The sequence below is a fragment of the Nocardiopsis sp. CNT312 genome (assembly GCF_000515115.1).
Classification (GTDB): domain Bacteria; phylum Actinomycetota; class Actinomycetes; order Streptosporangiales; family Streptosporangiaceae; genus Nocardiopsis.
Genome location: NZ_AZXF01000017.1, coordinates 17,212 through 39,933, shown reverse-complemented (window position 1 = coordinate 39,933; position 22,722 = coordinate 17,212). Strand labels below are relative to the sequence as shown.

Genomic DNA, 22,722 nt, shown 5'->3' with positions numbered 1-22,722 from the left:
TGGACGCACCCTCAACCGAAAGTGACACCGAGGCTACTCTTCGGGGGGCTGTGGAGGTGTCGGCTGGGCCGGGAACGGAAGGGACGTTCCCGGCGCGTCCGAGCGGTTACCCTCACAGCGAGAGCGACACCCAGCACCACGAGTGCGGCGAGGAGTACGGACGTGAACCCTGGCGGAATGGACATGCAGGCCCTGCTCCAGCAGGCCCAGCAGATGCAGCAGCAGCTCGCCGAGGCCCAGAAGGCGCTCGACGAGGCCGAGGTGGAGGGGAGTTCCGGCGGCGGCCTGGTCAAGGTCAAGCTGAGCGGGCGCGGGCAGGTGGAGGACGTCACGGTCTCCGCCGAGGCGATCGACCCGGACGATGCCGAGGAGAGTGCCCAGACGATCGCGGACCTGGTCCTGGCTGCCATCCGCGACGCCGAGTCGCAGGTCGAGCGGATCCAGCAGGAGAAGATGGGGCCGCTCGCCGAGGGCATGGGCGGGGTGCCCGGCGGGGGGATGCCGGGTCTGCCCGGCTTCTGAGACGTCGGCCACGGGGGCGGCGGTCCGGCCGGGTGCCCGGCGGGTCGCCGCTCCGGATACGGTGGGGAGTGGACTCTCGTTCTCCGGGAACAGGGCCCGTCGACGGGATGCCGCGGGCACTGTCCGGCGGGGGCGGGTTCCCGCGACACACTGATCGACGAGCGGGCGGCGATGTACGAAGGCGTTGTGCAGAATCTGATCGACGAGCTCGGGCGGCTGCCCGGCGTCGGTCCGAAAAGCGCGCAACGCATCGCCTTCCACGTGCTGGCCTCGGAGGACGCCGACGTCCGGCGCCTGGCGGGTGCGCTGACCGAGGTCAAGGCGAAGGTCCGCTTCTGCTCCGTCTGCGGCAACATCGCCCAGGAGGAGCAGTGCCGCATCTGTCGTGACGCGCGGCGCGACGCCGCCGTCATCTGTGTGGTCGAGGAGTCCAAGGACGTCGTCGCCATCGAGCGCACCCGTGAGTTCCGCGGGCGCTACCACGTGCTGGGCGGCGCCATCAGCCCCATCGAGGGCATCGGCCCCGACGACCTCCGCGTCAAGGAACTCATGACCCGTCTGGCGGACGGCCAGGTGACCGAGCTCATCCTGGCGACCGACCCCAACTTGGAAGGGGAGGCCACCGCGACCTATCTGGCGCGGTTGGTCAAACCCATGGGGCTCAAAGTGACCCGTCTGGCCAGCGGCCTGCCGGTCGGCGGCGACCTGGAGTACGCCGACGAGGTCACCCTGGGACGTGCTTTCGAGGGCCGTCGCAGTCTGGAGTTCTAGCTCACATTTCGCCGTAATCCGCCGGAAACGCGAGTAACCTCCGTTTTCCGGGGTAGGCCCGAGTGCTGGCGTGGGAAGCCGACACGCGCCCTCGTTGCAGGTCGGACGGGGTGCGGCGAAGGCGGCTGGCTACACTCCCATTGTTTATCCGACTTGATCCCAACTCCTCAGGAGCATCGATCGTGGCCCTAATCGTGCAGAAGTACGGTGGGTCTTCCGTGGCTGACGCGGAAGCCATCAAGCGAGTAGCCCAGCGGATCGTCGCTCAGAAAAAGGCGGGATATGACGTGGTCGTCGTCGTGTCCGCCATGGGTGACACGACCGACGAACTGCTGGACCTGGCCGAACAGGTCTCTCCGATGCCGCCGGCCCGCGAACTCGACATGCTCGTGACCGCGGGTGAGCGCATGTCCATGGCCCTCGTGGCGATGGCCATCGAGAACCTCGGGTACGAGGCCCGTTCCTTCACCGGATCACAGGCCGGTGTCATCACCACGTCGTTGCACGGCAACGCCAAGATCATCGACGTGACCCCCGGACGCATCAGTGAGGCCGTGGACGAGGGCGCCATCTGCATCGTCGCCGGTTTCCAGGGCGTCTCCCAGGACACCAAGGACATCACCTCCCTCGGACGCGGCGGCTCCGACACCACGGCCGTCGCACTCGCGGCGGCCCTGGAGGCCGACGCCTGCGAGATCTACAGCGACGTCGACGGCGTCTTCACGGCCGACCCGCGCATCGTGCCGAGCGCGCGCCGCATCCCCCAGGTCTCCTATGAGGAGATGCTGGAGATGGCCGCCTGCGGCACCAAGATCCTGCACCTGCGGTGCGTGGAGTACGCACGGCGGTACAACATCCCCCTGCACGTCCGTTCGTCGTTCAGCCAGAAGCCCGGGACCTGGGTCGTTTCGGAAATCGAGGAAAGCGAAGGCATGGAACAGCCGATCATCTCCGGGGTCTCCCACGACCGGAGCGAAGCCAAGATCACCGTCGTCGGCGTGCCGGACAAGGTCGGTGAGGCGGCCACGATCTTCAGGGCCCTCGCCGACGCCGAGATCAACATCGACATGATCGTCCAGAACGTGTCGGCGGTCTCCACGTCCCGCACCGACATCTCCTTCACCGTCCCCAAGGAGTCGGGCAAGACCGCCGTCTCCTCCCTGAAGAAGGTGCAGGACAAGGTCGGGTTCGAGTCCCTGCGCTACGACGACAAGATCGGCAAGGTGTCGCTGATCGGCGCGGGCATGCGATCCTACCCGGGCGTCACCGCCCGCTTCTTCGACGCGGTCGCCGGATCCGGCACCAACGTCGAGATGATCTCCACCTCGGAGATCCGCATCTCGGTGATCGTCGAGGAGTCCCAGATCGACGCGGCCGTCCAGGCCGCCCACAGCGAGTTCCAGCTCGACGCCGACCAGGTCGAGGCTGTCGTGTACGGAGGTACCGGCCGATGAGCAACCGTCTTCCCACCCTCGCCATCGTCGGCGCCACCGGTGCCGTCGGCAGTGTCATGCTCGACATCCTCACCCAGCGTGAGAACGTGTGGGGCGAGATTCGTCTGATCGCCTCTCCGCGCAGCGCGGGCAAGGTCCTGAGCGTGCGCGGCGAGGACGTCGTCGTGCAGGCTCTGGCCCCCGAGGTCTTCGACGGCGTCGACGTCGCCATGTTCGACGTGCCCGACGAGGTCTCCAAGGAGTGGGCCCCCGTCGCCGCCGCCCGTGGCGCGGTCGCGGTCGACAACTCCGGTGCGTTCCGTCTGGACGAGGATGTTCCGCTCGTGGTGCCCGAGGTCAACGCGGACCAGGTTCGCAACCGCCCGCGTGGCATCATCAGCAACCCCAACTGCACCACGCTGTCGATGATCGTGGCCATCGGCGCCCTGCACCGTGCCTACGGGGTCACCGACCTGGTGGTCTCCTCCTACCAGGCCGCCTCCGGAGCCGGCCAGGAGGGCATCGACACCCTGCGAGACCAGATGGCCAAGGCCGGTGCCGACCGCAGCCTCGGCGAGAAGGCCGGCGACGTGCGCGCCGCCGTCGGCGAGCTGGGACCGTTCCCGGCTCCGTTGGCCTACAACGTCGTGCCGTGGGCTGGCTCGCTCAAGGACGGCGGCTGGTCCTCGGAGGAGCTGAAGGTCCGCAACGAGTCCCGCAAGATCCTGGGCCTGCCCGATCTGCGCGTCTCCGCGACCTGCGTGCGTGTGCCGGTCATCACGACCCACGCACTCACCGTCCACGCCACCTTCTCCGAAGAGGTGACCGCCGACGCCGCGCGCGAGCTCCTCGGCTCCGCCGAGGGCGTGGTGGTCCAGGACGACCCGGCCAAGGGCGAGTTCCCGACCCCGGCCGATGTCGTGGGCACCGACCCGACCTGGGTCGGCCGCATCCGGCAGTCGCTCGACCACACCAACTCCCTCGAACTGTTCCTGTGCGGGGACAACCTGCGCAAGGGCGCCGCGCTCAACACCGCGCAGATCGCGGAGGTCGTGGCCAAGGAGTTCACCCAGGCCTGACACGCGTCATCCGATGCACGGGGGCCGTGGCGCTTGTCGCCACGGCCCCCGTCCGCTCGTGTCGGATGGGGCCGCTCAGTCCTCGCCGGGGTCGTCCGGGCTCCGCGGTCGGGAGAGTGTGAGGTTGTAGAGGAGACTGCAGTGCTCCGCGACGGCGAGGAGGTCGGAGGTCTCGACCGGCCGCCCGCCGCTGTAGTGCGTGCGCTCGATGACCAGTACGGGGACCCCCGGAGCGGATCGCAGGAGCACGGCCTCGGAGTCGCGGAGGGCACGCGTGCGCACCTCCTCGATGATCCGGTCGACGGTGTGGCCCGCCGCGTCGAGGCGGTTGACCAGGGAGTTCCTGGAACCGGTGCCGAACGGGGTGTGCGGGGTCCCGGCCGTGAGCGCGGCGGGCTCCCAGGACCGGTGCAGGGTGACCGGTACGCGTGCGGACAGTCCGTACGAGGTGGTCCGGTACACGGGGTCGCCTTCGCGTATGCGCAGACGCGAGTTCAGGGGCGGGGCGCACCGCTCCTGCTCGGTGCCGATGTCCTCGTAGCCGAGTCGCTCCGCTCCGGACCCCGAGGAGGCGTTCGTGCGGCACAGCCGGAACGCCTCGGGCGGGGAGCGCACGAAGTAGCCGGAGCCGGGGCGCGCTTCAACCAGGCCCTCGGTGACCAGGAGCCGGAGCGCGGTGCGGGAGATCTGTTCGCTGACGCGGTAGGTACGTGCCAGGCGGGTCCGGGAGGGGAGCCGGGTTCCCGGGGGCGTCTTCCCGCGCAGGATCGGGTCGCGTAGTTGTTCTGCCAGCCAGAGATACCGGGGTTGCCTGGTCACGGTCATACGGCCCCGGACGCCGCACCCCCTGTGCCCGAGGCCGTTCTGTGTTTCCGGCACGGTGTGGGTCGGTGCTCTCGGGGGCCGGTGCCCGGTGGTGTTGAGGGAGTGAACCTGCCAGATCGCCGAAGCTCGCCCATGTCTCCAGTAAAGCAGCGGGAGGGCCGGACGGAGGGCGATACCGGGGAGTAGCCGGTCTCGGACGTCGACGGACCGTGGAAACGGAACCGCGTTCTGCCGTGGAGAAACACCGTCGGAGCGCGGTGGTGGGAGGGCGTCCACTCATTACACTGACGCTGAGTGTCGTTATTGCTCCCGTATGTGAGGATGTCAAGGTGGAATACTTCGCAGATGCCACAGGCGCCACGGATGCCTGGTTCGCCGGAACCGGCGGTGTGGTCGCACTGGCCATCGGCCTGGCGGTGCTGGCCCTGTCGATCGCCGCGATCCTCTCCACGCTGGTGGACCGGAGGACGACCGCGGGCGGCAAGTTCCTGTGGATCGTCTTCGAGGTCTGGTTCCCGGTGTTCGGCGCCGTCGCCTGGTTCGCCGTCGGAAGGAAGGGACACCTCAACCGCTTCCTCGGCATCGCCAAGGGCAGCGGGCGCCACTCCGCTCCGGCCAGCGTCGGCCAGCACAGCGACGCGGTCGTCGACCAGGTCGGCCTGGGCCACGCCTGAGAGCGAGGGCCGTGGCTTTCCGGGGTCTTCCGTCCACAGGCTGTGGGTGCGGGTTCGTGCCTCGCGTGAGGTGGCTCCGGAAACAGCGGACGCCCCGACCGTCACCGGCCGGGGCGTCCGCTGTGCTGAGCTCGCGGTCCCTTGCTAGAGGATGATCCGCATCGGCTCCTCCAGGATCTCCGCGAGGTCCTTGAGGAACGCCGCGCCCACGGCGCCGTCCACCGCGCGGTGGTCCACCGACAGCTCCAGCGAGATGCGGTTGCGCACCACGACCTCGCCGTCCACGACCACGGGCTCCTGGCGCATCGCGCCCACCGCCAGGATCGCCGCCTCGGGCGGATTGATCACCGCGGAGAAGCTGTCCATGCCGAACATGCCCAGGTTGGACACGCTGAACGTGCCGCCGCTCATCTCCTGCGGCTTCAGCTTGTTGTCGCGTGCCTTGCCCGCCAGTTCACGGGTGCGGGTGGAGATCTCCGACAGCGTCGCCTTGTCCGTGTCGTGCAGGACCGGCACGACCAGGCCCGCCTCCACCGCCACGGCCACGCCGACGTTGATCCGGTGGTGTTGGAGAAGCGTGCCGTTCACCCACGACGTGTTCACCACCGGGTGTAGCTTCAGCGCGGTCGCGCTGGCCTTGACGATGAGATCGTTGAAGCTGATCTTGGCCCCGGTGCTCTCCAGTTGTCCGTTGATCTGGGCACGGAAGGCCTTCAGGGCCTCGGCGTCGATCGTGCGGCGCAGGTAGAAGTGCGGCACCTGCTGCTTGCTCTCGGTCAGGCGGCGCGCGATCACCTTGCGCGCGTTGCTGACCTTGAGCTCCTCGGAGGCCCGGAGGTCGTCGGAGGCCGGGGCCTGCGGCGCGGCGGCCGGTGCGGCGGCGGGCTCCTCCCGAGCGGGAGCGGACGCGGTGGGCGCCGGGGCCTGGGCGTCCCCGGACTCCCGGGCCGCCTCGATGTCGGCGCGTACGATCCGGCCCTTGGGGCCCGAACCCCGGATCTTCGTGATGTCCAGGCCGTACTCCTTGGCCAGACGGCGGGCCAGAGGCGAGGTGCGCGGACGCTCCCCGGACGGCGGCGTGGTGGGCGCCTCGGCGGCGGGCTCCGGGACAGGGGCGGGCGCCTCCTCCTTCTTCTTCTCCCCCCGCTCCTCGGACTTCTCCGCGGCGGGTTCCGGGGAAGAGGACTCCTCGGGAACGGCGTCGGGGCTGTCGGCGATCACGCCGATGACCTCGCCGATCGGCACGGTGTCGCCCTCGGAGAACGACTGTTTGACCAGGAAGCCGTCCTCGTAGGCCTCGTACTCCATGACGGCCTTGTCGGTCTCGATCTCGACCAGGACGTCACCGGAGGCGACCTTGTCGCCCACCTTCTTGACCCAACTGCTGATGACGCCTTCCTCCATGGTGTCGGAGAGGCGCGGCATGTGGATTTCGCTCATGTGTGGGAACTCCCTCTACCCGACCCGCTTGCCGACGGCGCTCAGGGTCTCCTTGATGGCGGTGCTGATCGATGCGACCGACGGCAGCGCGGCCGTCTCCAGGGGCTTGGCGTAGGGCATGGGGACCTCGGCCATGGCCACCCGGCGGACCGGTGCGTCGAGGTAGTCGAAAGCACCCTCCTGGATGGAGGCGGCGATCTCCGCGCCGATCCCGTAGGTGAGCCAGTCGTCCTCGCAGATCACGGCGGCACCGGTCTTCTTGACCGAGTCCACGAACGTCTGCCGGTCCAGGGGGCGCAGGCTGCGCAGATCCACGACCTCGACGCTGATGTCCTCCTCGGCCAGCTTCGCGGCGACCTGGTCGGCCACCATCGCCATCCGGGAGTAGCCGATGAGGGTGATGTCGGTGCCCTCGCGGACGACGCCCGCCCGGCCGATCGTGGCGACGGTGTCGCTGCCCGCCTCGGCGTAGTCCTCGGGCACCTCGCCCTTGGAGTTGTACAGGCCCAGGTTCTCCAGGAACAGGACCGGGTCGTCGTCGCGGATGGCCGCGCGGAGCATGGCGGAGGCCTCCGCGGGGGTGCTCGGGGCGAGCACCTTCAGGCCGGGGATGAAGGAGTAGAACAGTTCGATGTTCTGGGAGTGCGTCGCGCCGAGCTGCTGGCCGCCGCCGCCGGGCGTACGGATGACCATGGGGACGCTGGTCTGGCCGCCGAACATCCCGTAGATCTTGGCGGCGTGGTTGATGATCTGGTCGATGGCGATGAGGGAGAAGTTGATCGTCATCAGCTCGACGACCGGGCGCAAACCCAGCATGGCGGCACCGACGGCCGCGCCGACGAACCCCTCCTCGGCGATGGGGGTGTCCTTGACCCGCCGGGGGCCGAACTCTTGGAGCAGGCCTTCGGTGATCTTGTAGGAGCCCTCGAAGACACCGATCTCCTCGCCCATGACGAGGACGTTCTCGTCACGGACCATCTCGGCGCGAAGGGTGTCCCGCAGAGCCTGGCGGTAGGTGATCACAGACATGTGGCTGGTTCCTTCTCTACTCCGCGAACACCGGGTCGGCGGGCATGCGCCGCGACTCGTTGGGCACCGGGGTGGCGTACGTGTAGTCGAAGAGCGTGGACACGTCCGGCTTCGGGCTGTTCTCCGCGAAGTCGGCGGCCTCGGCGACCTCGGCCTTGACCTCGGCGGCGATCTCGTCGCGCTTGTCGTCGGTGAGGACACCCGCCTTCGTGAGCTTGGCATCGAACAGGGCGATGGGGTCGTTCGCCTCCGCTCGGGCGGTCTCCTTCTGCTCCTGGGTGCGGTACTTGGCCGGGTCGACGACCGAGTGCCCCTTCTGCCGGTAGCTCCAGGCCTCCAGCAGGAACGGGGTCTGCTCCTGGCGGGCGCGCTCGACCAGCCTGCTGGCGGTGTCGCGGACGGCGAGGACGTCGCGGCCGTCCACTCGCTCGCCCTCGATGCGGAAGGCGGCTCCGCGCTTGTACAGGTCGGGCTCGGCGGAGGACATCTCGACGGTGGTGCCCATGCCGGTGAAGTTGTTGATCACCACGAAGACGATGGGCAGGTCCCACAGCTTGGCGATGTTGAGCGACTCGTGCCAGGCGCCGATGTTGGTGGTGCCGTCGCCCATCTGGCACATGACGACCTCGTCGCCGCCCTTGTACGACACGGCCAGGGCCGCGCCCGTGGCCAGCGGAAGCTGACCGCCGACGATGCCGTAGCCGCCGAGCATGCGGGTCTCGGTGTCGTACATGTGCATGGAGCCGCCCCAGCCCTTGGAGACGCCGTCGGAGCGCCCGTAGAGCTCGGCCATGACACGCTTGGGGTCCATGCCCTTCTCGATCGCGTACCCGTGGTCGCGGTAGTTCGTGAAGAGGTAGTCGCGCTCCTGGAGGGCGGTCATCAGGCCGACGACCGTGGCCTCCTCTCCCAGGTTCAGGTGGCAGTAGCCGCCGATCCGGGCCTGGGTGTAGGCCTGGGCGGTGCGTTCCTCGAACCGGCGCACGAAGAGCATCCGGCGGTAGTAGTCCAGGAGGGTGTCGGGGTTCTCCTCGGAGACGCCCGGCGTGGTCTCCTTGCGGGTGCGTCGCCGGGTCGCGGTGGACCTGGCGGCACCGGTCCTCGGCTTGGCTTTGTCAGCCATGGTGTGCCTTTCTACGTGGTGAGGGCCCGCGTCCCCGGCCTGTGGGCCGTGGTGCGGGCCTGCCGCGACCCGCTGTGGGGCGGGGGCGCGGCGTGCGCCGCCGCCGGGCTCGATCGGCGGTGGCGCGTGCGTGGCTGTCGCGGGGCGCGTCCGGGAGTCGTGGCTGGTCCTTCCCGGGCGTGGGGCGATGGCGGGTCACGTATGCAGTTGTCGACCGGACCCTTGACCGCATTGCTTCCCGGTCCGGACTCCGCGTATGCGTGGCGCGGTCTCCGGCGGCCCGGGTTCGTCCACCGGCCGGACGGACGACACCGGGTTCTTCCGAGGATGGTGCGTGTGACACGGGTCTCGCATACTCTACGGACTGATCGATGATCGATCAATACGACCTTACGGCAGATCCCGGAAAAAACGCGCGCGGCCCCTGACGCGCCTACGGCGGGACGGGGGTCAGTGCCCCAGGGCGCTCTCGTGGGTCCTGAGGGCCGCCTCCACGTAGTCGAGGACGTGATCGCTCACCATCTGGCCCACCGACGGGTCGCCGTCGCGGAACGCGAGGGTGATCCGGTCGTGGTCGGCGGCCTTGGCGTGCAGTTCCATGTCCAGCCACCGCACCGACAGGGCCGTCCACACCTCAACCCCCAGCGACTCCCATGTGTGCAGCAGCACACTGTTGTCGGCGGCGCGCACGATCTCGCGATGGAACTCCACGCTGTGCCGGATCTGCTCGTCGACGTCGCCCCGTGCCGTCGCCTCCTTGAGGGCCTCCACCTCGCGCTCCAGCGGAGCCGGGTCCGCCGCGAGCCGGGGTGCCGCCAGGCGCGCGGCGACCAGTTCCAGGCCCGCGCGGACCGGGTAGATCTCCGCCATGTCCTGGACGCCGAAGGCGCGCACGCGGGCGCCCTTGTTCGGGACGGTCTCGATCAGTCGCAGGCCCTCCAGCTCGCGCAGGGCCTCGCGGACGGGGGCCTGGCTCACCTTCAGTTCCGTCGCCACCCGGCGCTCCACGATCCGCTCGCCGGGCTGCCACCGGCCGGACAGCAGTCCCTCGACCAGTACCCGTCGGATCTGTTCCCTGAGCGGCTCACGGGCGAGCTTCGAGGGATCATCCGGCAACTGTGGGAGGTCGACCATCCAGCAGGGCCCTTCCGTTCCATGGCCCGCGCACGGTGTGCGCGCGGACTCGACCGCTCGGCGCCATAGGCGCTCAGTCAACGTGACCCGGTCCTGAAGGACCGGGCTTGGAGGGAGCGCCCGACCGGCCGCCGGGCGGGCCCCTCCGTCCAGACACCCCTACGGGGCGGCAGGGACGCGTGACTCACGCCCCGTGGTCCCGTCCCGTCGGGCGATCACGCGGGAGGCGTTCCGGTCGGCGTGGGCGACGACCCCGCACCCCCGGCAGGCGAAAAGGGCCTGGCCGACCCGGTCCCTCTTCTCGATGCGGCGGCACTCGGCGCAACCTTGAGCACGTTCCGCCTCCCATGCCACGAGGAGATCCAGTGGACCGCGTCCGGAAGCGGTCCACCGGACGTGGCCTTCACCGTGACCGGCTCGGCTCTTCCTGTTGTCGGTCTGACGGGGCTGCGGAGTTCGCTTGACGCTGCGGCCCGCGTTCTCGCTCCCTCCGAAAGGGCTCGTGACACCCCGCTCGGCCGGACGGGTCCCCCCGCACGGCTGGGGCCTGCCGCCGGGCGCTCCGGCGCTTACCCGGACGGGACTCACACCTGCCGGTCCGACACAGCTTCCATGACACACCACGGGTCCGACTCTAGGGCCTGTGCCGCCCTGTTGGGGGGCTGAACCCCGACATACGCGGGGCCGCACGCTCGTCCGCACCCTCCCAGGCCCGCGTGGTCTTCACACCCGGGTACCGGCGCGGCCTGTTCACCGGCGAGATCCTCCGACGCCGCGAAACCGGCAGAAGCGATTCCGCACGGCTCTGAAGGGCAGGGGCTCCTCGCTAGACCATGCTGAAGGGTGCCGCACGTGCCCGGGGGCCCGAACGACGTGCATCGAAACCTCAACGGAACGCTCACGAAGGTGTTGCGCCGGAGTGAACCCGAAGGGTCCGTGGCGGGGGATCCGGGGAAAGCCGGTGGTCGCGGGAGCCGTGCGCGACCGACCTGGCCGGTCACGGTTCAGGCTGCCCGGGTAGGCTCAAGAGCCGACAACGTTCACTCACGCGTTGGGCGGGGGTGTCCCACAGAAGGCGAGACAACCGAGGTAGGCCCCGACGAGAGCGCCCTGACCTGCGCTGACCTTAATTTTGGAAGAGGGCCGGCGCACAGTCGGCGCTTCCGGACGTCCAGTCAGTTCCTCGGATTCCGGGCCTCGCGGACACAGTGTGGTGAAACCGCCGGCCGGGTCGGGCCGTCCAACGGGTAACAGTCGGGGAACCCCGGCGAGCACCAGCCCCGTATCGGCCCTGAGGACGTCAGGATCAGTACCGACAACCACGGCTAGCCCCGTCCCACGCGCTCCAGAGAGCGTCCGGGTGAGCCCCGACGTGTGAGACAGCACTGAGCACATGACGCACTCTTCGCAGATCCGGCAGAGGTCCATCGACGTGGCAGAGCCACACGAGAGGGATCGGCGGCCTTCGGCAGCGGGACCGTACAGCGGCCCCATCCCGGCGGTGCGTACCACGGGTACGGATCCGGGGGTCCCGGTCGTGCGCGCGATCAAGTGGCCGAGTGTGAGCGAGATCGCCTGGGGGATGGCCTCGGACCGGGTCGCCATCATCCTCGCGGTCGCGCTGATCGTGATGACGATGCTCTCCGCGGGGCCGCTGCACCCCGTGGACAACTTCCTCAACGAACTGCCGCGGCCCTTCTGGGACACGCTGCGCACGCCGCTCATCCACTGGCCGGACACGGTCGCCTCGCGTGCGGTCGCCCTTCCGGTACTGACCGTCACCGCCGTCCAGCTCGCCTACTGGCACCGGAGCTGGCGGCCGATCGTGCTCGGTGCGGTCGGTGTCATCGGCATGATGTCGATGGTGGCGTCCATGAAGCTGCTCTTCAACCGGGGGCACGCCAAGGACTACGACCCGGACTTCTTCGAGGGCATGGGCAACGTCGCCTTCCCCTCGGGGCACGGCGCCAACGCCATCCTCATCTACGGGCTGGTGCTGTTCCTCATCATCAGGTTCGCGGCGGCCCGGCGGCACGTCGTCAGACGCCTGGGGTACTGCATCGCCGGTATCGCCGTTCTGCAGTCCGTCGTCTCGGTCTACCTGCACTTCCACTGGTTCACCGACCTGGTGGCCGGGATGATCGCGGGCGGGTTCGCCCTGCGGGTGACCATCCGCCTGGACCGGATGTTCCCGCACGGGCGCACGGCCGAGTGGTGGCCCTGGTACGGCCGCGACGGGGAGGGTCAGCCGGTCGGCGGCCGCCAGCCGAACAACCCCTCGAGGGACGCGTAGGCCAGGCCGTTCGGAAGCCGCGCCGTCAGGGCGAGCGTACGGTCGCGCAGGGTTCGTGCCACCGGGTTCCGGGCCAGCGACACCCTGGCGAAAGCGGCCGAGCGGCGCGCGATACCCGAGGCACGCGGCATGCGGGCTCGCGTGTAGCCGGCGAGGTCCCGACAGACCTCGTCGCCTCCGCCGACGCTGTGCGCGAGGGTGACGGCGTCCTCGATGGCCTGACACGCGCCCTGGCCCAGGTTCGGGGTCATGGCGTGCGCGGCGTCGCCGAGCAGGGCGACGCGGCCCCGGTGGTAGGCGGGCGGAGGGGTGGCGAGGTGCCAGACGTCTTTGCGTAGCACGGAGCCGGGGTCCGCGCGGCGCAGTGCTTCGGAGAGGGGGCCGTGCCACTGGCCGAAGCGCCGGAGGAGATCAGTGTGCTCGTCGCGGGAGCCGGAGCCCGCTGGTGCCCAGGCCATGGCGTAGAGGTAGGCGTCTCCGCCGAGGAGCGGCATGAGTCCGAACGAACCCTCCGGGCCCCATGACTCCGACGCGGTGGGCACGTCGACGTTCTCGGCGAGCAGGCGCCAGGCCGTGGCACCCGAGTACACGGGGCCGGGATGGTCGGGGAACAGGGACGCGCGGGCGCGGGACCGGATACCGTCGGCGGCCACCACCAGACCGGCCTCCCGCTCCCGGCCGTCGGGTGTGGTGACGAGGGCGGGCCGGTCGGGGCCGCCCTCGTCCACGAGGCGTGCGGCGCTCCCGGCGGTCACGGGGACTCCGGCCAGGATGCGCATGAGGTCGGGGCGGCGCACGACGGCGATGGTGTCGCCGAAGCGTTCCCGGGTCTCGTCGACGGCGGCCGGGACGAGCCACTCCCCGCGCCAGGAGCGGATGCCGACCGACCCGGGGGCGGCCAGTGAGCGGACGGAGTCCCCCAAGCCGAGGGTGTCCAGGGCACGCAGTGCGTTGGGGGCGACGGCCAGGCCCGCCCCCGTCTCCCATGATTCCCGGGCCTCCAGTACCTCGACGTCCCATCCCCGGTTCCGGAGGGCGCGGGCGGCGGTGAGACCGCCGATACCCGCTCCGATGATGATCGCCTTGCGCATGTCCGCTCCCGTTTCCTCTACTCCTGTAGAGCTACTACTCTACAGGAGTAGAGGAAGTGGTTTGAGGGGGGACCATGCAGAACCGGAGTACACGGCGCGACCTGATCGCCGACACCGCGCTGGACCTGATCGCCGAACGGGGGCTGCGCGGCCTCACCCACCGGGCGGTGGACGAGGCCGCCGGGCTCCCGCCGGGATCGACCTCCTATCACGCACGGACACGGCTGCGGCTCGTGGAGGCCGCACTGCTCTGGCTGGTCGACCAGGAGGAGGGCCTGGGGCGGCGGATCCTGGGGCCGGAGCCCGTGGACCGTCCCGGGGTTGCCCGGGTCACGGCGCGCTTCCTGCACGAGGCGCTCACCGGGGGGCGGCGCAGGACGCTGGCCCGCCTCGAACTCGCGTTGGAGGCGGGACGCAGCCCCGACCTCCGGGAGGTCTACGACCGGTCCGGGGCGCGGCTGCGGTCGGCGGTGCGGGCGGTGCTGGCCGACCACCTCGGGTCCCCGGAGCCGGAACGGCACACGCGTGCGCTCCTGTCCTGGATGGAGGGCGTGCTCTTCTACTCACTGGTCGGCGCGGGCTCCGCTGCCCCACCGGACGAGGAGGAGTTGCGGGCCTCGGCCCTGGAGGTGCTCGACGGCCTGCTGGGGCCGGACCGGCTCCGGGGGTCTCACCCTGGGTGAGTGGATGTTTCACGTGAAACACCCACCGTCACCCCTGGCCCGGGTGCAGCCGGTGCACCCGGGCCGCTCGGCGTCGTCGCGCGCGGAGCCGCGACGCCCGGGGCCCGGTCCAGGCAGTACCGCACGGAGCGGTGCCACCGGTTGCCCGGGAGCCCCGGTTCGAGCGCGGCCGTCAGAGCGGTGTACTTGCTGAACCCCGTGGCGCGCACCCCGAACTCGTGGAGCCGCCGCTCGGTCGGGGTGCGGCCCCCGGGTGTCTTGACCTCCACCAGGACCACGTCCGGGCGCATCCGCACGGTCCGGCCCCCGCGGATCCCCGCCAGGCCGGTGTCCAGGGTCACGCGCTCGCCGCCGCCGAGGGCGACCAGGGTCGTCCTGCGGTAGTCGGTGACCGTGCCGGGCCGCAGGTCCCCGGGCGGCTCCAGCCCGTACCGGCGCAGGGTCCGTTCGACGAACGCCCGGCTCTCCGGGACCAGTAGGTCCTGCGGTCCGGCGTGGTCGATCCGCGTCTTGTCGGTGCCGCCCCGGCCGTCCTTGGTCTTGACCTCGCACATCCGGGCCCCGGTATCCACGTAGGAGCGCACCCGCACCTTGAACCGCCGTCTCCGGCACCGACGGTGGTCGTGAAAGGTCCGCAGGTCCGGGGTGTCCATGTAGGTGGAGGAGTAGCGGAACGAGTTCCGGCCGCCGATGGTCAGCACCCCGAACGAGGCTGCGGCCCCCGCGAACACGGCCGGCACCAGTTCCACCGGTACGAGGTAGGTGCGGCAGACCCGGGACACCAGACGGGCGCGCTCGTTCACCTCCGCCAGCGGCATCGGTGCCAGCCCGTCCAGGCCGGGCAGCGGCGCGCTCACCGTCGGCCCGTCCGGGCCGACACGCCGCCCCGCCGCGACGGGGAGAAGGCCGGTTCGGTCGGGGCCGCGCGGAACCGGACGTCGACGACCATCAGGTCGCGCACGTAGTCCACCTCGGCGACCTCCACGTGCTCCACGCCTCCGCGCAGCCGCGCCTCCAGGTCCTGGCGCAGCGACACCGGGTCCTCGTGTACCACGTCCAGGGTGACCAGGCGCCGCTCGCGCCGGGCCAGCAGTCTCGGGTGGTCGGCCACGAACATCACCCCGAGCAGGAGCGCGTTGATCCCGAGCAGTGTCCACGGCGCCGATGCGGCGACCGCGTTCACCAGGCCGAGGGCGATCGCGGTGAAGTAGTAGCCGGTCTCGCCCTGGCCGATGGTGTCCGACCGCAGGCGGAGGATGGCCAGGACCCCGAAGAGCCCGAACCCGACCGCCAGGCCGACCTCCCGCTGGGTCAGTACCGAGACGACCGCGAAGATGCCGGTGTTCAGAGCGAGGTAGGCCAGCAGGAGGTCGCGGCGGCCGTGGCGCCGGAAGTAGAGGCAGTAGGACAGCAGGATGATCGCGGCCAGGTCGACCGCCAGAGCGAACCAGAACATGGCCCCCACCCTTCCGGCCGACCGTGACACCGCCGTGAGCGCCACATGAGAGGGCCTTCATGAAGGCGCGGGCGTCACTCCAGGAGCCGGTACCCCATGCCGCGCACCGTCGTGATCCGGTCCGCCCCCACCTTGCGGCGCAGCGCCCGCACGAACACGTCCACGACGTTGGACCCGGGATCGTGGTCGTAGCCCCACACGTGGGACAGCATCTGCTGACGGCTGAGCACCTGCCCCGGATGGCGCATCAACAGCTCCAGCAGGGCGAACTCGCGGGCCGTGAGGTCGGTGGCCGCACCCGCCACGTCCACCCGCCGCGTACGCAGGTCCAGGGCGAGCCCGCCCGCCCGCAGCACCGTGGTCTCCACCGTCCGCTCCGGGCGCATGCGCAGCCGCACCCGCGCGAGCAGCTCCTCGAACCGGAACGGCTTGGTGACGTAGTCGTCCGCCCCGATCTCCAGCCCCGTCACGGTGTCGCGCACGCCGTCGCGCGCGGTGAGGATGACCACGGGGACGTCGACGCCCAGCGCCCGGACCCGCCGCAGGACGTCGAACCCGTCGGTGTCCGGCAGCCCCAGGTCCAGCAGCATCAGATCGAACCCGCCGGTGACGGCGTAGTCGACCGCCTCGGCACCGGTGCCGACCACGGTGGCCGCGAACCCGCTGGCGGCCAGGCCCTTGCACACGAAGGAGGCGATGCGCTCCTCGTCCTCAACGATCAGGACCCGGCTCACGCGTTCTCCCTTCCGAGGGGGACGACGAGGGTGAAGGTGGAGCCCCGTCCCGGCACCGACCGCAGGTCCACGCGGCCGTGGTGGGCCTCGGCGATGGCGCGGACGATGGCCAGCCCGAGCCCGGCGCCCCGGTCCGAGCCGGCAGGGCCGCCGCGCGCGAAGCGCTCGAAGATCCGGCCCTGGTCCTCGGGCGGGATGCCCGGCCCCCGGTCGGCGACCCAGATGAGCACGTCGGAGCCGCTCACGGTGGAGCCGATCCGGACGGTGGACCCGGGCTCGGTGTGCCGGACGGCGTTGGCGGCCAACTGCACGACCGCCTGGGTGACGCGCTGGGGGTCGAGCCGGGCGGTGTCCTCGGCCACCGCCTCCAGCCGCCAGTCCCGATCGCCGAGGCGGCGCGCCTTGGCGTCGATGTCGCTGGTCAGCTCGGCCAACGACACCTCCTCCGGGCGCAGGAAGTCGGTCCGCCGGGCCTTGGCGAGCAGCAGCAGGTCCTCCACGATCCGCGCCATCCGGTCCAGTTCGTCGGTGACCAGGCGGACCACCTCGCGGCGCTCCTCCGGATCGTCGCCCATGAGTTCGAGGTGGCCGCGGACGATGGTGATGGGCGTGCGCAGCTCGTGCCCGGCGTCGTCCAGGAAACGGCGCTGGTCCAGGAAAGCACCCTCCAGACGGTCCAGCATGTGGTTGAACTGCTCGGCCAGGGCCGCCACGTCGTCCTTCCCTGACACCTCGATGCGCCGGGTGAGGTCCTCCTCGGTGATGTGCGCGGCGGCCTGGCGGACCAGGCGGACGGGGGCCAGGACGCGGCCCGCCACCCACCAGGCCGCACCGCCGGCCAAGAGGAGGCCGGCCATGCTGACCAGGGCGACCGTCCGCACGGTGGCAGCGACCTCGGAGCCGCCCGGTTCCGTGAAGTATCCGATGACGAACCAGCCGTCGGGACCCTCCCCGGGAGGGTGGACGAGGATCTTCTCCCACGCCAGCGCCCCGGCCGGGGTGTCGAGGGTGCCGCGCGCGTCCGGTGGGTCGAGGATCGCGCCGGACAGCTCCGGGTCGGCGGACACGTCGTAGAGGGGTTCGGGGCCCTGACGGATCCGCCCCTCGGCCGTCGGTGAAGGGCTGCCCGGCCCCGTCGGGAGCGGGTCCACCCAGCCGAAGAGGATCTCCTCCCGGGCGGGGTACTGCCGTTCCAGGTAGACCGTGATGAGGGTGTGCACGTCGGTGAAGGGTGCCCCGGTGTCCGGATCCCGGCCGACCTGCGCGAACTCCTGGAGTTCGGCGATCTCCTGGGTGAGGGCGCGGTCGGTCTCGTCCCGGGCGCTCTCGGCGAGCGCGCTCCAGGTGAGGCCGTTGACCAGGACCAGGACAGCGGACATCAGGGCGAGGACCCACCCCGTGATGACGAGCCGGGCGGGGACGCGCCCGCGCCGGCGCGGTTCGGGCGGCGGACCGTCCATGACCACCGTGGGCAGGACCGACGTGTCCCGGGATGAGGGGGCGACCGTGCTCTGCTCCGGTTGGTGCGGACCGGAGGAGGCGTCAGTCGTCATCGTCGTCTCCGTCGTCGTCCAGGCCGTCGCGGTCATCGTCGTCGTCCGGCTCGTCATCCGAGTCGTCGTCATCGTCGTCATCGTCATCGACGCACGGGACGACGGAAGGGGCCTCGGTGACGGGAGGGGGCGGCACCACCACGTTCGCGTCGGGCGTCTCGGCGGCCCGGTCGGACGGGGACTCCCCGAGGGTCACCTCCTCGGGCGTCCGGGCCTGGGGATCGGACCCCTGCGACGCCCACGCGAACACACCGCCTCCGATCAGGGTCGCGGCGATGACGGCACCTACCAGGAAGAATACGGGTGATCTCATGGGAACGAGCATGGCGGTCCACGGCGGGGGCCCACGTGAAGCCCACATGAGGAAACCTTCATGAGGCACCGTTCAGGCGCGTGGTGACACGGCCGGGGCCGGCGCGCCGTCGCGGGGCACGGTGAGCAGTCGGATGCCGTACCCGGCCAGGACCGCGCACACCACGGCCACCCCGGCCCCGGACCAGCCCCCCGTGTAGGACTCGCCCATGAACGCCACCCCGACCACGGACGCCGCCACCGGGTTGGTGAACGTGGTGATGCCCAGCGGCGCCCCCAACTCCATGCCCTGGTAGGCGGCCTGAGCCAGGAAGAGCCCGAACACCGCGATCACCGGGGTGGCCAGCGCGGCCGGGTGCACCAGCCCCGCGGCGCCGGTCGCGGCGATGACGGCGACGGCGGTCTTGACCGTGGCGGAGGACACCCCGAAGGCGACCCCCGCCGCACCGGAGAGCAGATAGCTGCGCCAGGACGCCGACGGGAGCCGCCCGGCGATCCACGCGGTCACCGCCAGCGCGGCCGTGGTCCCCGCCCCCACCAGGAGCGAGTCGGCGGCGTCCATGGTCCCGCCGCCGCCGTTGGTGACCGTCACCGCGAGCAGGACACCCAGCGCCGCCATGGTGAACGCCGCGCCGCGCCACTCCTCACGGGTGACCCGCCGACCGTCGAGCCGCGCCGACCAGGGGATGCCGAACACCAGGACCAGGACGCCGAGCGGCTGGATCACGGTGAGCGGCGCGAAGGAGACCGCCCCCACCTGGAACCCCGCGCGCCCGCCGTTGAACACCAGCGACACCCACCACAGGGGGTGCCGCAGCAGTTCGGCGACGCGGTGGCGGTCGGTGAGCGGGGCGCGCACCGCGACCGCGAGTCGGCGCTGCGCCACCGCCGCCGCCGTGTACGCCGCGCACGACAGCAGCGCGAACACGATCCCCAGCCACATTCCCATGACCGCCATCATGCCGCCCACCCGCACACGGGTGCGCCCGGGGCCGTGCCTACACCGCCGAGGGCGACCCGGCCCGGTACAGGGCCGCCACCACGCTCTCGATACCGGGTTCGCGCAGGGTCAGGTCCACGACCTCGTGGGCTCCGGCGACCTCCGAGATCACCCGCGCCGGGTTGGCCGACAGTTCCAGCCACTGTCGGGGCCCCTCCACCCGGGTGCAGTGCCCGCCCGGAACCTCGATCGGCGGCGCCGGGGCGGCCAGGTCCACCACCAGGACGCGGGGCGCCGGCACACTCGCGCGCAGGCCGTCGAGCCCGCCGTCGTAGGCGATCCCGCCCCGGTCGACCACCACCACCCGCTCGCACAGCCGCTCCACGTCGCCGAGGTCGTGCGTGGTGAGCAAGATCGTCGTCCCCTCCCGAGCGTTGAGCCGCAGGAGGAACTCGCGGATCGTCGACTTGCTCACCACGTCCAGCCCGATGGTCGGCTCGTCCAGCACCAGCAGCCGGGGGCCGTGCAGCAGTGCCGCCGCCAGGTCCCCGCGCATGCGCTGGCCCAGACTGAGCTGGCGCACGGGTGTGGACAGGAACGGGCCCAGCTCCAGCACCCCGGTGAGTTCGGCGAGACGGCGTGCGTGGTCGTCGGCCGGGACCCGGTACAGGTGCCGGGTCAGCGCCAGGCTGTCCCAGAGCGGCAGGTCCCACCACAGGCTGGTGCGCTGGCCGAACACCACCCCGATCCGGGAGGCCAGCCGCGTGCGCTCGCGGGAGGGATCCAGCCCGGTCACCCGCACCCGGCCCGAGGTCGGGGTGAGGATGCCGGTGAGCATCTTCATCGTGGAGCTCTTGCCCGCGCCGTTGGGCCCCAGGTACCCGACGATCTCGCCGGGGTGCACGGTCAGATCCACGTCGCGGACGGCGCTGACGGTGCGCCTCCGGCGGCGCGGGAAGCGGCCCTCACGGACTGTGAAGTCCCGGCCCAGGCCGACGGCCTCGACGACGGGTGCGTGTTCTGGGGACATGGGTCAACTCCCGGTGGATCGGTAGCGGCGCAGCCCGGACCGCCACGCCGCGGCGGCCAGGACGCACGACAGGACAGCCACGGCGGGCGCGGCCCACCGCAGAGCGGCGGGCAGCCCCGTGGGGTCGGGCCGGTCGAGCAGGTACAGGGCGGGCTGCCAGCTCACGAAGGCGAGCGGGACCGCGAACGTCACCGCCCGCACGATGCCGCGCCCGTACAGGGCCAGCGGGTACTCGGTCAGGGCCTGCCCGCCGTAGGTGAGGGAGTTGGCGGCCTCACGGGCGTCGGTGGCCACGAACTGCGTACACGAGGCGGCCAGCCACACGGCGCAGCAGAGGGCGATCGAGGAGGCCAGCAGCACCGGCAGCATGAGGGCGCGGGAGACGGTCCAGTCGATGTCGCACACCGTGAGGGAGACGGCCAGTACCGCCAGGGCGGGGACGACCTTGCCGAGCCTTCTCGGTGAGAACCCGTCGGTGGCCAGTTGGACCAGCGGTGACACCGGGCGCACCAGCATCGCGTCGAAGGAACCCGTCCGGATGTGCTGCCCGAGTCGCTCCACCGAACCCATGAGCAGGTCGGCGCAGCCGAACGCCGTCGCGGCCAGCGCGTAGACCAGCAGCCCCTCGAAGACGGTGAAACCGACCAGCGTGCCCGCGTGCCCGAACACGATGGCGACCGCGCCCATCTCCGCGGCCGACGCCAGCACGACCATGCCGGTCAACAGGAGCAGGGAGGCCGGGTACTGGGCCAGTGCCCGGCACCACGTCCACGCGAGGCGCACATAGGTCCGCAGGGTCCACGCCAGGCGCTCCGGGGCCGGGGCATGCGTCTCAGCCACCCTGGACCACCACCCGGCGCGTCGCGCGCGTGGCCGTCCAGGCACCGAGGGCGAGCAGAACGACGGCCCAGGCCGCCTGGACCGCCAGCCCTCCGGGTACACCGCCGCCGGGCAGGGTGTCCTTGCCGAGCAGCACATCGGCGGGGACCTGGACCATCGACGCCCACGGCAGCAGCCGCAGCACCTCGCCGATCGCGGCCGGGAACAGCGGCAGGGGCAGCAGCATCCCCGCGGCCACCGGGCCCAGCAGGCCGGCCACCGCCCACACGCCACGGGTGTCCAGGAGCCAGAAGCCTGACAGCGCGTACAGGTAGCGCAGCCCGAACGAGACGACGACGGCCAGCGCGAACGAGGCCAGGACGGCGGTCCAGCGCAGGGCGCAGTCGGGCAGCCGGAGGTCGAACAGGAGCGCCCCGACACCGAAGGTGGGCACGGACCGGAAGAGGAGCTGGAACGCGGCGCGGCCGAGGTCGTCGAACAGCCACCACGCGGTGAGGGACACCGGGCGCAGCAGGTCGGTGGCGACGGCCCCGCTGCGGACGCGTTCGTCCAGGTCCAGCGGCGGCCCCATGACGGCGACCGCGGCGATGAGCGACTGGGCGACGAAGACCTGGGTGACGGCGTCGCCGGAGTCGTAGCCGTTGATCTGCGGACGCACCGCGAACAGCGCGAGGAGCACCAGCGCGTTGATGACGCCGAAGACGCAGTTGGTGAGCAGCCCCGCGAACGTGGCGGCGCGGTAGGCGGAGTAGCGGCGCAGCCCCAGGGCGAACACCGCGGGATAGACGCGCACGGGCGTACACTCCCTGGCGGATCGGGATCGTGCTTGCGGAAGGTGGGCACGTCCCTGGTCTCGCACAGGTCCGGGTCGCCGTGAGTGGCAGACGCTAGCACAGTCCCAGCGGGGAAGGGGAAACGATGACGCCGACCGACACCGGGGGACGCGGGGTCGTGGTCGTGACGGGGGCCGGGTCCGGCCTGGGCCGCGCCACCGCCGTGCGGCTGCTCGCCGACGGCTACTCCGTCGTCCTGGCGGGACGGACCAGGGTGACCCTGGAGGGCACCGCCGACGGGCACCCCCGCGCGAGGGTCGCCGAGACGGACGTGGCCTCGCCCGACTCGGTGCGCGCGCTCTTCGACACCGTCCGGGACCGGTTCGGCCGGGTGGACGTCCTGGTCAACAACGCCGGGGTGTTCGGCCCCGCCGCGTCCGTGGACACGATCACCGACGAGGGCTGGGCCGAGGTCGTCGCCACCAACGTCAGCGGGGCGATGTACTGCGCCCGCGAGGCCGCCCGGCTCATGAAGGAGCAGACGCCCCGGGGCGGCAGGATCATCAACAACGGGTCGGTGTCGGCGCACGTGCCGCGCCCGGACAGCGTCGCCTACACGGTCAGCAAGCACGCCGTCTCCGGACTGACCGCCTCCATGAACCTCGACCTGCGCGGCCACGGGATCGCCTGTACGCAGATCGACGTGGGCAACGCGGCCACCGAGATGGTGGCGGGGATCGGCACCGGGGGAGGGGCCCTCCAGGCCGACGGCTCCCGCAGGTCCGAGGCGGTGATCGACCCGGAGCACGTGGCGTCCACGATCGCCCACATCGTGTCCCTGCCCGCCGACGTGTCCGTGCCGACGGTGACCGTCATGGCGCGGGAGATGCCGTTCGCCGGCCGGGGGTAGGTGTGCGAAGCCCGACGGCGCAAGGCAACCCGTGACGCTTCTCACGCAGAGTCGTTACCTGGACTTCACAGAGTGAC

Annotated in this window: 24 protein-coding genes; 8 read left to right on the top strand and 16 right to left on the bottom strand. The window is 71.1% G+C overall.

The features are described 5' to 3' along the window. Positions 1–177 precede the first annotated feature (177 nt). From B042_RS0108070 to B042_RS0108055, 4 genes are all read left to right on the top strand, one after another. Entirely contained in the window at positions 178–522 is a 345-nt protein-coding gene (locus B042_RS0108070; protein ID WP_028647868.1) for a YbaB/EbfC family nucleoid-associated protein, read from the top strand. Positions 523–693: 171 nt separating this feature from the next. Beyond that, entirely contained in the window at positions 694–1,293 is a 600-nt protein-coding gene (gene recR / locus B042_RS0108065) for a recombination mediator RecR (RefSeq protein WP_028647867.1), read from the top strand. Positions 1,294–1,475: 182 nt separating this feature from the next. Further along, positions 1,476–2,747: an aspartate kinase gene (locus B042_RS0108060; RefSeq protein WP_028647866.1), complete on the top strand. Its 1,272-nt coding sequence runs from the start codon at positions 1,476–1,478 to the stop codon at positions 2,745–2,747. Next, the gene (locus tag B042_RS0108055) at positions 2,744–3,805 is read left to right on the top strand and encodes an aspartate-semialdehyde dehydrogenase (protein ID WP_028647865.1); all 1,062 of its coding nucleotides are present in this window, start codon (positions 2,744–2,746) and stop codon (positions 3,803–3,805) included. Before B042_RS0108060 ends, B042_RS0108055 begins: the two co-directional genes overlap by 4 nt. A 75-nt stretch (positions 3,806–3,880) precedes the next feature. Here the strand turns inward: B042_RS0108055 and B042_RS0108050 are convergent, their stop codons facing one another. Continuing rightward, a complete protein-coding gene (locus B042_RS0108050; protein WP_028647864.1) occupies positions 3,881–4,624 on the bottom strand; it encodes a GntR family transcriptional regulator in 744 nt (247 codons plus the stop codon). A gap of 335 nt (positions 4,625–4,959) precedes the next feature. Between B042_RS0108050 and B042_RS0108045 the strand changes: the two genes are divergently transcribed. Further along, positions 4,960–5,304 (top strand): PLD nuclease N-terminal domain-containing protein, encoded by a 345-nt coding sequence (locus tag B042_RS0108045; protein WP_051415540.1) that lies wholly within the window; start codon positions 4,960–4,962, stop codon positions 5,302–5,304. A gap of 144 nt (positions 5,305–5,448) precedes the next feature. Here the strand turns inward: B042_RS0108045 and B042_RS0108040 are convergent, their stop codons facing one another. The 5 genes from B042_RS0108040 to B042_RS24825 form a co-directional block, all read right to left on the bottom strand. After that, entirely contained in the window at positions 5,449–6,744 is a 1,296-nt protein-coding gene (locus B042_RS0108040; protein ID WP_028647862.1) for a dihydrolipoamide acetyltransferase family protein, read from the bottom strand. Positions 6,745–6,759: 15 nt separating this feature from the next. Beyond that, a complete protein-coding gene (locus B042_RS0108035) occupies positions 6,760–7,773 on the bottom strand; it encodes an alpha-ketoacid dehydrogenase subunit beta (protein WP_028647861.1) in 1,014 nt (337 codons plus the stop codon). A 16-nt stretch (positions 7,774–7,789) separates the two neighbouring features. Then, positions 7,790–8,896, bottom strand: a complete 1,107-nt coding sequence (gene pdhA / locus B042_RS0108030; protein WP_028647860.1) for a pyruvate dehydrogenase (acetyl-transferring) E1 component subunit alpha — start codon at positions 8,894–8,896, stop codon at positions 7,790–7,792. A 450-nt stretch (positions 8,897–9,346) separates the two neighbouring features. Further along, on the bottom strand, positions 9,347–10,030 hold the full coding sequence (locus B042_RS0108025) for a GntR family transcriptional regulator (protein ID WP_028647859.1): 684 nt from the start codon (positions 10,028–10,030) through the stop codon (positions 9,347–9,349). Between the two features lie 159 nt (positions 10,031–10,189). Continuing rightward, positions 10,190–10,384, bottom strand: a complete 195-nt coding sequence (locus B042_RS24825; RefSeq protein ID WP_369797686.1) for a zinc ribbon domain-containing protein — start codon at positions 10,382–10,384, stop codon at positions 10,190–10,192. A gap of 1,207 nt (positions 10,385–11,591) precedes the next feature. On the opposite strand from B042_RS24825, the gene B042_RS22365 reads away from it, so the two are divergent. After that, positions 11,592–12,323, top strand: coding sequence for a phosphatase PAP2 family protein (locus B042_RS22365; RefSeq protein WP_369797685.1), 732 nt, complete (start codon positions 11,592–11,594; stop codon positions 12,321–12,323). On the opposite strand, the gene B042_RS0108015 is transcribed toward B042_RS22365, so the two are convergent. Then, on the bottom strand, positions 12,275–13,414 hold the full coding sequence (locus B042_RS0108015; RefSeq protein WP_028647858.1) for an FAD-dependent monooxygenase: 1,140 nt from the start codon (positions 13,412–13,414) through the stop codon (positions 12,275–12,277). The two genes, B042_RS22365 and B042_RS0108015, sit on opposite strands and share 49 nt — an antisense overlap. Before the next feature lie 74 nt (positions 13,415–13,488). On the opposite strand from B042_RS0108015, the gene B042_RS0108010 reads away from it, so the two are divergent. After that, a complete protein-coding gene (locus B042_RS0108010) occupies positions 13,489–14,097 on the top strand; it encodes a TetR/AcrR family transcriptional regulator (RefSeq protein ID WP_028647857.1) in 609 nt (202 codons plus the stop codon). Here the strand turns inward: B042_RS0108010 and B042_RS22360 are convergent. The 9 genes from B042_RS22360 to B042_RS26445 form a co-directional block, all read right to left on the bottom strand. Further along, positions 14,085–14,954 (bottom strand): VTC domain-containing protein, encoded by an 870-nt coding sequence (locus B042_RS22360; RefSeq protein ID WP_369797684.1) that lies wholly within the window; start codon positions 14,952–14,954, stop codon positions 14,085–14,087. The two genes, B042_RS0108010 and B042_RS22360, sit on opposite strands and share 13 nt — an antisense overlap. Then, on the bottom strand, positions 14,951–15,553 hold the full coding sequence (locus B042_RS0108000; RefSeq protein WP_028647856.1) for a DUF4956 domain-containing protein: 603 nt from the start codon (positions 15,551–15,553) through the stop codon (positions 14,951–14,953). The genes B042_RS22360 and B042_RS0108000 overlap by 4 nt, the downstream gene beginning before the upstream one ends. Before the next feature lie 74 nt (positions 15,554–15,627). Then, positions 15,628–16,287, bottom strand: coding sequence for a response regulator transcription factor (locus B042_RS0107995; protein WP_028647855.1), 660 nt, complete (start codon positions 16,285–16,287; stop codon positions 15,628–15,630). Beyond that, positions 16,284–17,840, bottom strand: coding sequence for a HAMP domain-containing sensor histidine kinase (locus tag B042_RS0107990; protein ID WP_028647854.1), 1,557 nt, complete (start codon positions 17,838–17,840; stop codon positions 16,284–16,286). Before B042_RS0107990 ends, B042_RS0107995 begins: the two co-directional genes overlap by 4 nt. After that, complete coding sequence (locus B042_RS26020) at positions 17,830–18,153, bottom strand: hypothetical protein (RefSeq protein WP_197024200.1); 324 nt, start codon at positions 18,151–18,153, stop codon at positions 17,830–17,832. The genes B042_RS0107990 and B042_RS26020 overlap by 11 nt, the downstream gene beginning before the upstream one ends. A 72-nt stretch (positions 18,154–18,225) precedes the next feature. After that, positions 18,226–19,095 (bottom strand): DMT family transporter, encoded by an 870-nt coding sequence (locus tag B042_RS0107980; RefSeq protein WP_051415549.1) that lies wholly within the window; start codon positions 19,093–19,095, stop codon positions 18,226–18,228. A 55-nt stretch (positions 19,096–19,150) separates the two neighbouring features. Continuing rightward, positions 19,151–20,122 carry an ATP-binding cassette domain-containing protein gene (locus B042_RS0107975; RefSeq protein WP_028647852.1) on the bottom strand — a complete coding sequence of 324 codons (972 nt, stop codon included), beginning with the start codon at positions 20,120–20,122 and terminating at the stop codon, positions 19,151–19,153. Positions 20,123–20,125: 3 nt separating this feature from the next. Further along, positions 20,126–20,962 (bottom strand): ABC transporter permease, encoded by an 837-nt coding sequence (locus B042_RS0107970; protein ID WP_028647851.1) that lies wholly within the window; start codon positions 20,960–20,962, stop codon positions 20,126–20,128. Beyond that, positions 20,955–21,755, bottom strand: a complete 801-nt coding sequence (locus tag B042_RS26445) for an ABC-2 family transporter protein (protein WP_028647850.1) — start codon at positions 21,753–21,755, stop codon at positions 20,955–20,957. Before B042_RS26445 ends, B042_RS0107970 begins: the two co-directional genes overlap by 8 nt. Before the next feature lie 125 nt (positions 21,756–21,880). Between B042_RS26445 and B042_RS0107960 the strand changes: the two genes are divergently transcribed. Then, a complete protein-coding gene (locus tag B042_RS0107960; RefSeq protein ID WP_028647849.1) occupies positions 21,881–22,645 on the top strand; it encodes an SDR family oxidoreductase in 765 nt (254 codons plus the stop codon). The last annotated feature ends 77 nt before the right edge of the window (positions 22,646–22,722 follow it).